Genomic DNA, 10,987 nt, shown 5'->3' with positions numbered 1-10,987 from the left:
GAAAAAGGATGCCCAGACATTCAGCAGCCGCTTTTCCCCGCAAGCTCCCCCTGTTTTCTGCTCTCCTTGCCGTCCCCTCCGTCCAGCACACCTTCCAACGCGGATATCCGCCTTAAGCTGCAGTAACCCTGCGCTCCTCTGCATTAACAAAGGCTTCTGCACCCGGATGACCTGCCGCCTCCAGCAGCATACGCAGGGGGACCCAGAGGGAGGAGCCTTGGAGCTGCACCTGTGCCGCCTTGTACTCTGCTGTACCGTCCGGCCAGTGAATGCCCACCTCCTGCTTCTGTGAGTCTAACGTCATGCTGCGGCCGTTCCAGCTGACAGCTGCGCTCCGGGTAACCGCATTCCAGCCAACCCGTCCACCCAGCCGTTCTACGGTGGCGCGTAGCGGAACATAGTACTGTCCGTCCTGGAGACGGTACTCTCCGGGCTTCAGCTTGGTCTCCATCCCTCCAATCTCAAGTGCAAGCGCCTTGCCTGGTGCAAGCAACTCTGCATTCGGGGCAATATTGGCCGATATCCAATCCTGTGACGGTTTGCTCCTATGAAGAGAGGCTGCCTTGGAGGACACCCTGAACTGTACGGGATCACTCTGCGCATCCAGAACACCGAACTCATAACCAGCTGCTCTGTAGCGTTCAATGATAGCCGGCAGCGCTTTGGCGCTCTGTTCATGGCCCGATCCGTCATGCAGCAGCAATACCACACTGGAAGAGGTCAAGTCAGCCACAGAAGCCTGTAGAATCTCCGCAGCAGGCACTCCCCGGCGGCGGGAATCCCCGCTGTCCACAGTCCAGTCCATCACCCCGTAGCCTGCCTGCTTCAGCAGATTGAAATATGTGCTGTCGAAATGGCCGAACGTGCCGCCCGGCGCACGGACCAGCTGCGGACGGATGCCTGTGATCTCACGTACCGTTTCCTCCGTCTGTTTGATTTGGCGCCAGAACTCCTTGAAGCCGCTATATAAATCATGATAATTATGATTATAGGTATGGTTGCCGATAGCATGACCCTGCTCCCAGATGGCCTTGATCAGCTCGGGACGGCCTGTGGCCTGATCCCCAAGCACGAAGAAGGTCGCTTTAACCCCCTGCTCCTGCAATATGCTAAGCACCTTAGGAGTAACTGCGCTTGGCCCGTCGTCAAAAGTCAGATAGACCACCTTCTCCTTGCGGTGTCCGGCTGCTGGAGCAGCTTTCCCCGCAGCAGCAGATACTTGCTGTATAGCGGGAGCAGGACGCTGCGTACCTGCCCTAGAGGCTGAACCGCTTAAAACGTGCGGCTGCCGCAATTCTGCGGTTGTCATTCTGGCCGCTGCCGGGCGCAAATCTTGCACCGGGACAGCCGGAGCATTATTCTTAGAGAGTAGAGGTAACGCACTGCCTGCTTCAGCCTGCAGGGAGTACGTGCTCCGCGAACCGGAAGAATTCCCCTGCCCTCCATAGGCTGACACACCTAGACTCAGCACAACAGCAATAACGAGCAACCCGCAGATCATGATGCGGCGGATAGGATTTTCCCGATTGTCCTTCATCTTCTCTACCTCCAGCATTCTATTGGCGCACCTGCACCATTTGGTAGATTGTATGAAGACAAGCTTCAGAATAGAATAGGCGCGCAGCCTTTGGAGAGTGAAGAATCTATGGATATGCTGAAATGGATACAGGAATTGTTTGCGAGCTATGGATATAGCGTATTGTTCTTCGGGCTTTTGCTCGAATTTATCGCCCTGCCTTTTCCCGGGGAGACCACGATGGCCTTCGCAGGATTTCTCTCTTTCACGGGGAGGCTGGATTTCTTCACACTGGTAATCGTAGCCTTCTTAGGCACTACAATCGGGATGACCATCACTTATTTCATCGGACTGAAGGCCGGTCTGCCCTTTATCCAGCGGTACGGCAAATGGTTCATGTTCTCTCCCGCCAAGCTGGAAAAGACACAGCGCTGGTTCGAGAAATACGGCAGCGTGCTGATCTCCATCGGCTATTTCATCCCCGGCGTCCGCCACTTCACTGGCTATTTTGCCGGGATTATCGCCCTGCCCTTCCGTAAATTCGCTATGTATGCCTATGGGGGCGCAATATTCTGGGTAGTGTTATTCCTCGGAATCGGCAAAATCTTCGGCCCGCAGTGGATGGGCATCTTCCACCTGATCGAATCCTACGCCCTTTGGATTGCGGTAGGTGTGCTGGCCATCGCCGCGCTGATTGTCGTCTACCGTTACCGGGCTGCCATTTCTCTCCGGCTGCGCCGGCGCAAGCCAGTGGCTACGCTTGAACCCAAGGTCCAAGTGAAGGTTAAAGAAACCTCCAAGACCCGCTGAATCAGAACCTCACCTAACGCCTGAAAGAAGGTATCCCTGTGAAAATAGACCGTCTGCTCTCCATTGTCATTCTGCTGCTCAACCGGCCGCTGATTCAGGCCAAGGAGCTGGCCGATATGTTCGAGGTCTCCGTGCGTACGATTTACCGCGATATAGACAGCATTAACAGCGCAGGTATCCCTGTGGTAACCTTTCAGGGCTCAGGGGGCGGCATCGGCCTCATGCAGGGCTACCGGCTGGACCGCAATGTGTTATCGCAACGCGAGCTGGCCGATATATTCAGTGCGCTGCAAAGCGCCTCCTCTATCGGAGGAGAGGGTCACCAGCTATTGATGGAGAAGATCAGCAGCGTTGTCCCTCCCTCCCAGATCGCCGCCTTCCGCAGCAAAACCACCCAAATGATCGTCGATTTCTCCCCTTGGGAGCTGACAGCTCCGCTGGAGGAGCGGCTGAACCTCCTTAAAGAAGCCTTGGAGGAAGAGGTCATGGTCACTTTTGAATACATAACGGCCGAAGGCAGGGTAAGTCTGCGTACAATCGAGCCATATACGCTGGTCCTTAAGGGACAGTTCTGGTACTTATACGGGTTCTGCCAGGAACGTCAGGATTTCCGCCTCTTCAAGCTGCTGCGGATGAAAGCGCTGGTAAAGGAGAACAGGCACTATATCCGCCAGGATATCCCGCTTACAGAGCTGCCGTGGAGCAGTGCCTGGAGGGAATCGCAGAATCTCACGCCCGTCACGCTGCGTTTCACGCCGGAAGGCAAGCATCTAGCCGAGGAATACTTCGACTGTGAGACGCTCCAGCGGGATGCTACCGGCGGATATACCCTCACACTCCAGTACCCTGAGAATGACTGGCTGTACGGCTTCCTGCTAAGCTTCGGGACCGTCCTGGAGGTGCTGGGACCGGAGCATGTCCGCCGCAGATTAGGCGAGGTGGCCCGCGGCGTCGCGGCGGCATATTCATCAGACTTGCCGGAGCGGCAATAACCGCCGCCCCTTAGCATTTTCAATTCGCCATCGCATGACCTCCTCTTTACTCCACCCGCATTCAAGCATGTACAATCTTTTTCCATCCGCATTCGAACCTGAATCCATGTTGTCAGGTTTGCCGGTTTATACTCTAAGGGAGAAGCCGGTTTTGGACTGGGAGACTGGGGAACATGAAGGACAGTGGGGCAATTCCACCCTGGTTCGCAGACGCAAAAAGACGACCCGGTAACCGTTAACGGTTATACCGGATCGTCTTTTTTGTAATGTATACAGGATTAGGCTCTCTGTGATTTCGTCAGGTTCGGCTGCGGCTGTCCGCCTTCCGCTTCTTCCGTCTTCAGGAAGTCAGGCTGCGGTGAGGTCTTGCGGATGAACAGCGCCAGTACCAGAGCAACAACAGTCACCCAGGTTGCTACAGCGAACGCGTGGGTAATCCCGTTAATCGTTGCGTCCTGTGTAAGCTTCAGCATCGCAGCCTTATCGGTCTTCGACACCGCTCCGCTTACCAGTGCATCGGTAATGTTACTCTTCGTACGGTTAGTCATCAGGCTGACGAACAGGGCCATCCCCAGTGCGCCGCCTACGGTACGCAGGGTGTTGGACATGGCTGTACCATGGGAAGCCAGACGCTGCGGCAGCTGGTTCAGCCCGGCGGTGACGATAGGCATCATCAGCATCGACATCCCGAACATGCGGGCCGTATACGTCAGAATCAGGTGAGTATAGGTGGTAGTGGTGCTGATCTGGCTGAATTCCCAGGTAGTCACAGTGGTGATAGCAAGGCCGATAACTGCCAGCCATCTGGCGCCGATTTTATCAAATATAATTCCGGTGATCGGTGACATCACGCCCATCAGAATCGCACCCGGCAGCAGCATCAGTCCGGATTCCATCGGTGTGAAGCCTCGGATCGTCTGCAGATAAATCGGCAGCAGGATCATCCCTGCATACATAGCCATGGTGACGATAATGTTAATCACGGTGGTCAGGGAGAACATGTTGTAGCGGAAAATGCGGAACTCAAGCAGCGGCTTATCCGTGGTCAGCTCACGCCATACGAACAGCCCCATGGATACGATACCCAGGATCAGGCAGAGAATAACCGTCGTGCTTCCCCAGCCGTCTGTTCCGGCATCACTGAAGCCGTAGAGCAGCCCGCCGAAGCCCAGGGTCGATAAGATCACACCAGTTTTATCCAGCTTCGGAGAAGTCAGCTTACCGACATTCTGCATAGTCTTCATACCGAGCAGCATCGAGAAAATGGCCAGCGGAAGCACGATGTAGAACAGCACGCGCCAGGAATAGTTCTGCACGACCCAACCGGACAAGGTAGGGCCGACAGCCGGAGCAAAAATCATCGCAACCGCCATCAGTCCCATCGCCTTGCCCCGTTCTTCAATCGGGAAAATGCGCAGGAACACAATGTTCATCAGCGGCATCAGAATTCCGGCACCCACGGCCTGAATGACTCTGCCGACCATAATCATCTCAAAGCCTGTTCCTATTGCACAGACTAGAGTACCTATCGAAAATAACATCATTGCTGTCGTAAACAACTGACGGGTCGTAAATTTCTCCACCAGATAGGCGCTGATCGGCACAAGCACACCGTTAACCAGCATGAACCCTGTCGTCAGCCATTGGGCCGTATTGGCGAGAATATTCAGATCCTCCATCATTTTGGGCAGTGCCACATTCATCAGTGTCTGATTCAATAGCGCCACGAAGGCGCCGATCAGGAGCGCTGCGATAATTGGGCCTCTGCGGACCGTCTTGGACGGTGCATTACCGGCTGTAATTGTACTCATAGCTTCTTGTTGTCTCTCCCTTGTTCTAGAATTCGGATAATTTCACCATGCAGCCGCAGCAGCTCCTGTACATCCTCCGCAGGAATATTTGCCAAGGGCTGCAAATGTCTTCGGAGTGACTGTCTGCTGAGCAGACGGATCTCCTTGCCTTTCTCAGTCATCGCCAGCTTGAATATTCGTCTGTCGCTCTGCGAGCGTTCTCTGGTAATCAGTCCGGCCTTCACCATCCGGTCCACTACACCGCTGGCTGCGCTGTTGCCCAGATGCAGAAGATCGGCCAGCTCCGTGATCCCGATATCGGGATGCAAGGATAACTTACGCAATACCATCAGCTGGGTAGATGTGATGTTAAGCTCCTCTGCATCCTTCCACAGCAGCTGCTGGAAATTATGGGTAATGCAGCGGAAAGAGGACAGAATATCGTCCAGTTGCTTTTCCTTTTCTTCCAAGCCTTATCCCTCCACAAGCATAATGCACAATAATACTTCGCATACGAACTATTTTACAATTTACCTATTTATCCGTCAATGATTTTCTTGCAGAAATTTTCTGAAAAATTACGGAAAGCGAGGATTAAACATGAATACAGAACAACGAAATCACTGGAACAGGCAGCATAAAATGTTGCCCAGGATCATCACCAAGCCGGAGGCGCATACTGAAGCCATAGCTATCATTCTGGAGCTGCATTCTGCCCTCTACGCCTCTGAAGGCAGCGGGGAACAGGTAACCTATGAGGATACCTTATGGGACAAGCTGCTGGTGTCCACCGTGCGCAGCTACCCGGTGCAGACACCCGGCAGCCGTAATTCTATAGTCTGGCATCTCTGGCACAGTGCACGGATTGAGGATATCACCATGAACATCCTGGGGGCAGACCGTGAGCAGGTGCTATACTCCGGTCAGTATACCCGGAGGCTGGAGGTTCCTTACGTTCATTCCGGCAACGGAATGAGTGAAGAGGATGTCGCTACTCTCAGTAGAGAGGTGAATCTCGGAGCGCTATCCGAGTACCGTCGCGATGTCGCCCGTAGAACCCGTTCCATCCTGTCTGCTCTGGAGCCGGGACAGCTCGGGATGAAGGCAACTCCGGCGCAATTCGAGAGAGTCCGGGAAGAGAAGGCCGTACTGGACAGCGAGCAGTGGCTAATGGATTATTGGGGCGGCAAAACCTTTGCCGGTCATGTGCTGATGCCGGCTACCCGGCATAACTTCGTCCATCTGAACAAAGCGATGCGGGTGAAGCAGAAGCTGCAGAAGTGACTCTGGGGGATTCGGCCCACGTGCTCCGTGCCTGCCCAATATAGTCGGTTTTCCGACTACATTGGGCTCACTCGTATTTAGGCTCCCCTCTTTACCCATTAGACCAGTTTCCGAGCACTTATCCTCAACTCTTTGCACGAAATCCCGAAAAAAAGCGGACCGGAGTTCCCTCCGGTCCGCTCTTAATCTATTCAACCGCTACTTATTCGCAGCCGGCTGGCTCTACCCCTGGCAGCCCACACCACCGGCCATGACTGGCACCAGTTGTGCCACCTCGTCCGGTGACGGCTGAGTGCCGGCTGCAATTCCGCTGGCAATCGACATCATCAGCTTAATCCGGTTGGCCTGGTTGACCACGCTGACTCCGGCATCATAATCAATGGCGACGATGTTCGCGCCAGGGTATAGATCCTTAAGCCCCTTAATCATCCCGCGCCCGGTAATATGATTCGGCAGGCAGGCAAAAGGCTGAATGCAGGCAATATTGTTCACGCCGTTATCCAATAGATCCATCATCTCGGCCGTCAGGAACCAGCCTTCGCCCATCTGGTTGCCAACCGACACGAGGCGGCTTGCCTTCTCGGCCAGACCGTAGATATTTTCCCGGCCTTTGGATAGTCCAGCCTGCTCCAGCGCTACCTTGACCGGCTTGCGGTAGATTTCGAGATAGGAGATCAGCATGGGATTGATATAACCCAGCCGCTTGCTTTTACCGAATTGCTCGGCCTTGTAGATCGGATTGTAGACACAATAGAAAATGAAGTCCAGGAAATCAGGCATCACGGCCTCTCCGCCTTCGGCCTCAATCATGTCGATGATATGGTTGTTGGCATCCGGATGGAATTTGATCAGAATTTCCCCGACAATGCCCACCTTGGGCTTATCCGCCGGGATGACCGGCAGCCGCGAGAACCCGGCTACAATCTCACGGGTCAGCCGCTTATATTCGCGGAACGAGAAGTTTGACAGGCTGCCCTTGCAGCGGCCCATTCCTTCGCGGAATAATTCCTCTGCGCTTCCCGGCACCGCTTCATACGGTCTGAAGCGGTGCAGCAGGCGCATCATCAGATCTCCGTAGCAGGCTGCGGCGATCAGGCGGTTCGCCAGCTTCAGGCTGATGCGGAAGCCCGGCTGGTTCTCCATCCCGGAGGCATTCAGGGAGATCACCGGGATCTGCCCCAGATCGGCATCCTTCAGCGCCTTGCGCAGCAGAGAGATGTAGTTCGTCGCCCGGCAGCCGCCTCCGGTCTGCGACATGATTACAGCCGTCCGGTCCGGGTCATAATCGCCGCTCTTCAGTGCCGACAGCATCTGCCCGATCGTTACAATCGCCGGATAACAGGCATCATTGTTGACGTACCGGAGGCCTTCCTCCGTCTCCTGCGGACCGGTCGATTCCAGAATTTTCAGCCGGTAGCCCGCATCCTGGAAGACCCGTTCGAACAGCTCGAAATGAATCGGCGACATCTGCGGGGCAAGGATGGTATAGGTATCCTTCATTTCTTTGGTGAACGGCACATTGACTTGCGGCTTGTAGAGCAGCTGCGGCTTAACCTCGCCTCTCTCGCGCTCACGCATCGCGGCCTGAAGCGAACGCAGGCGAATCCGCGCGGCTCCAAGGTTGCTGATTTCATCGATTTTGATAAGCGTGTAGACCTTGTTGTGACGCTCCATAATCTCCTGAACTGCATCGCAGGTAATCGCATCGATCCCGCAGCCGAAGGAGGTGAGCTGGACCAGCTCCAGATCAGTTCTTCCCGCCGCCAGCCGGGCCGCGCGGTACATCCGCGCATGGTAGGTCCACTGATTCACTACGCCAACATCCCCTTCGCTGCGGTCCAGATGGCAGATCGAATCCTCGGTCAGCACCGCAAGTCCCATACCGGTAATCATATCAGCAATCCCGTGGTTGATCTCAGGGTCGGCATGATACGGATGTCCGCAGAGCAGAATCCCCTTCGTGCCTGTCTCCGTGAGGAAGACCAGCGTCTCCTCGCCCTTGGTGCGCACATCGTTCTTCGCCTGCTCCGCTTCCGCCAGTCCCGCCTGGACAGCAGCCGCAATCTCCTCCTTAGGCACCTCGGCGAAGGTTCGCGCCAGCACCCGGGTCAGCGCCGGAATATCGTCGAAGGTCAGGAACGGGCTGACCAGCGGAACCCCCTGCTCCTTCAGGCCGTCCATATTATTGCGGATCACCTCGGGGTAGGAGGCAACCACCGGGCAGTTGAAGTGATTCTGTGCCGCATCATCCTCCTTCTTCTCATACACCACCGCCGGGTAAAAGATGAAGTCCACGCCCAGGCCGATCAGCTGCTGTACATGCCCGTGGGCCATTTTGGCCGGATAGCAGATGGATTCCGAAGGAATGGTATCCATTCCGCTCTCATACAGCTTCTTACTAGACTTCGGAGACAGCACGGTCCGGTAGCGCAGCGAGGTGAAAAAGGTATGCCAGAAGGGGTAATTCTCGAACATATTCATTGTGCGCGGAAGTCCAACCGTTCCCCGGAGCGCTGCCACTTCAGGCAAGCCCTCGTAGGCGAAGAACCGCTCATATTTATATTGCATCAGGTTCGGCAGCGTGTTCTTCTCTTTCTTGCCGCCTGCGCCGCGTTCACAGCGGTTCCCCGTCACATGGAAGCTCTTGTCCGGGAACCGGCTGATGGTCAGCGCACAGTTGTTGGCACAGCGGCTGCAGCGGCCTGGAGCGACGGAATACTGGAAGCCCTCCAGCTCCTCCGGTCCGAGAATCGTGCTGATTCCTTCCGGCGCAGCCTGTTCTCTGGCCATCAGCGCACAGCCGTAAGCGCCCATCACGCCGGCGATATCAGGTCTGACTACCGTTCTTCCGGTCAGCAGCTCAAAAGCCCGCAGGACGGCTTCATTGTAGAAGGTGCCGCCCTGGACGATAATATTCCGGCCCAAATCCTCCGGATTACGGATCTTGATCACCTTTTGCAGCGCATTCTTCACCACGGAGTAAGCCAGCCCGGCCGAGAGATCGGCAAGCGTAGCCCCCTCCTTCTGGACCTGCTTCACCTTGGAATTCATGAACACGGTACAACGCGAGCCGAGATTCACCGGTGCCTTCGATTCGAGCGCCGCAGCGGCGAACTCCTCTATGCCAAGCTCCAGCGCGGAAGCAAAGCTCTCCAGGAAGGAGCCGCAGCCCGCCGAGCAGGCTTCATTGAGCATCAGGCTGTCGATGGCTCCCCCGCGGATCTTGATGCACTTCATGTCCTGGCCGCCGATATCGAGGATGAAGTCGACCTCCGGCATGAACCGGGAGGCTGCCTTGTAATGGGCCACCGTCTCTACTTCTCCGCCGTCCATCCGCAGCGCCGCCTTGACCAGACCCTCTCCATAACCGGTTGTGTAAGCCCCAGCAATGTAGCAGCCAGAGGGCAGAATCCGGTAGAGCTCCTTCAGCGCGTCAGTGACCGACTGCAACGGATTGCCGCCATTGCTGCCATAGAAGGTATGCAGAATCTCATCCCCCGCTCCGGTAACTACCAGCTTTGTCGTGGTCGAGCCGGCATCTATACCGAGATAGACCGATCCCCGGTAAGCGGCCAGCGCAGAGCGCGGTGCTGTCGCCTTTCCGTGGCGTAGCCGGAACTGCGCCAGATCATCCGGCGCTCTGAACAGCGGCGCCAGCTCTGCATCCTCCGCGCGGTCCTGCGAGAAGTCTACAGCCATGATCCGGGCAATCCAGCCGCCGAGCGGCAGGAACACAGGATCTGACGCGGCAAGCGCCGAACCGATGGCCACGAAGTATTGCGAGTGCTCCGGGAACAGCACCTCCTCCTTCTTCAGTCCAAGCGTCTCCGTGAACCGGTCCCGCAGAGCGGACAGGAAGGTCAACGGTCCCCCGAGAAAAGCAACACGCCCGCGGATCGGACGTCCGCAGGCCAAGCCGCTGATGGTCTGGTTCACGATGCTCTGGAAGATCGAGGCCGCCACATCCTCTCGCCGCGCTCCTTCATTCAGCAGCGGCTGCACATCGCTCTTGGCAAATACCCCGCAGCGCGAAGCGATGGGATAGATCCGCTCATGCTTCACCGCAAGCGCATTCAGCCCGGCAGGGTCCGTCTGCAGCAGAGAGGCCATCTGATCGATGAATGCCCCTGTACCGCCTGCACAGGCTGTGTTCATCCGCTGCTCAATGCCGCCGCTGAGATAGATGATTTTGGCATCCTCGCCGCCCAGCTCAATCGCGGTATCACATTCTGGAATCCGTCCGCTGATCGCCCTCGTGCAGGCAATAACCTCCTGGACAAACGGAATCTCCCCTAGCTTAGACAGGGATAACCCGGAGGAGCCGCTAACGGTGAGCGCTGCTTCACTGCCGGGGAACCTCTGCTGAACCTCTGAGAGCAAGGTGACCGCCGCCTTTTTTATATCACTGAAATGACGCACATAATCCTGATATATAATGATATCCCGCTGCATAACTACCAATTTGGCCGTAGTTGATCCGACGTCAAGCCCAATACGCAGTCTCTTCATGCCATCCCCCATACCTTGCTCCAAATTTGAAGTAATATGAGGCAACTATATCACGAGTGAGCGTGGCTATAGCTGTTAGAAAAGTA

At 55.9% G+C, this 10,987-nt stretch carries 7 protein-coding genes; 3 read left to right on the top strand and 4 right to left on the bottom strand.

All coding sequences use genetic code 11. The features are described 5' to 3' along the window. Positions 1-112: 112 nt before the first annotated feature. Positions 113-1,537: a polysaccharide deacetylase gene (locus NSS83_RS23040; RefSeq protein WP_341346550.1), complete on the bottom strand. Its 1,425-nt coding sequence runs from the start codon at positions 1,535-1,537 to the stop codon at positions 113-115. A gap of 108 nt (positions 1,538-1,645) precedes the next feature. On the opposite strand from NSS83_RS23040, the gene NSS83_RS23035 reads away from it, so the two are divergent. Together NSS83_RS23035 and NSS83_RS23030 are read left to right on the top strand one after the other, a co-directional pair. Further along, positions 1,646-2,326 (top strand): DedA family protein, encoded by a 681-nt coding sequence (locus NSS83_RS23035; RefSeq protein ID WP_076161329.1) that lies wholly within the window; start codon positions 1,646-1,648, stop codon positions 2,324-2,326. 38 nt (positions 2,327-2,364) lie between these two features. After that, a complete protein-coding gene (locus NSS83_RS23030; RefSeq protein ID WP_341346549.1) occupies positions 2,365-3,318 on the top strand; it encodes a YafY family protein in 954 nt (317 codons plus the stop codon). A 278-nt stretch (positions 3,319-3,596) separates the two neighbouring features. Here the strand turns inward: NSS83_RS23030 and NSS83_RS23025 are convergent, their stop codons facing one another. After that, a complete protein-coding gene (locus NSS83_RS23025) occupies positions 3,597-5,129 on the bottom strand; it encodes a DHA2 family efflux MFS transporter permease subunit (RefSeq protein WP_341346548.1) in 1,533 nt (510 codons plus the stop codon). Next, positions 5,126-5,578, bottom strand: coding sequence for a MarR family transcriptional regulator (locus tag NSS83_RS23020; protein WP_341346547.1), 453 nt, complete (start codon positions 5,576-5,578; stop codon positions 5,126-5,128). The genes NSS83_RS23025 and NSS83_RS23020 overlap by 4 nt, the downstream gene beginning before the upstream one ends. A gap of 130 nt (positions 5,579-5,708) precedes the next feature. On the opposite strand from NSS83_RS23020, the gene NSS83_RS23015 reads away from it, so the two are divergent. After that, positions 5,709-6,392, top strand: a complete 684-nt coding sequence (locus tag NSS83_RS23015; protein ID WP_341346546.1) for a DinB family protein — start codon at positions 5,709-5,711, stop codon at positions 6,390-6,392. A 222-nt stretch (positions 6,393-6,614) separates the two neighbouring features. On the opposite strand, the gene NSS83_RS23010 is transcribed toward NSS83_RS23015, so the two are convergent. Further along, positions 6,615-10,901 carry an acyl-CoA dehydratase activase-related protein gene (locus NSS83_RS23010; RefSeq protein ID WP_341346545.1) on the bottom strand — a complete coding sequence of 1,429 codons (4,287 nt, stop codon included), beginning with the start codon at positions 10,899-10,901 and terminating at the stop codon, positions 6,615-6,617. Positions 10,902-10,987: the final 86 nt, after the last annotated feature.

The organism is Paenibacillus sp. FSL H3-0469 (assembly GCF_038051945.1).
Classification (GTDB): Bacteria; Bacillota; Bacilli; order Paenibacillales; family Paenibacillaceae; genus Paenibacillus_AQ.
This window is presented reverse-complemented; position numbering and strand designations above follow the sequence as displayed.

Coding starts and splice junctions, on each gene's coding strand:
- NSS83_RS23035 (WP_076161329.1), top strand. CDS start 1,646: ATGGATATGCTGAAATGGATACAGGAATTGTTTGCGAGCTATGGATAT.
- NSS83_RS23025 (WP_341346548.1), bottom strand. CDS start 5,129: ATGAGTACAATTACAGCCGGTAATGCACCGTCCAAGACGGTCCGCAGA.
- NSS83_RS23040 (WP_341346550.1), bottom strand. CDS start 1,537: ATGAAGGACAATCGGGAAAATCCTATCCGCCGCATCATGATCTGCGGG.
- NSS83_RS23015 (WP_341346546.1), top strand. CDS start 5,709: ATGAATACAGAACAACGAAATCACTGGAACAGGCAGCATAAAATGTTG.
- NSS83_RS23010 (WP_341346545.1), bottom strand. CDS start 10,901: ATGAAGAGACTGCGTATTGGGCTTGACGTCGGATCAACTACGGCCAAA.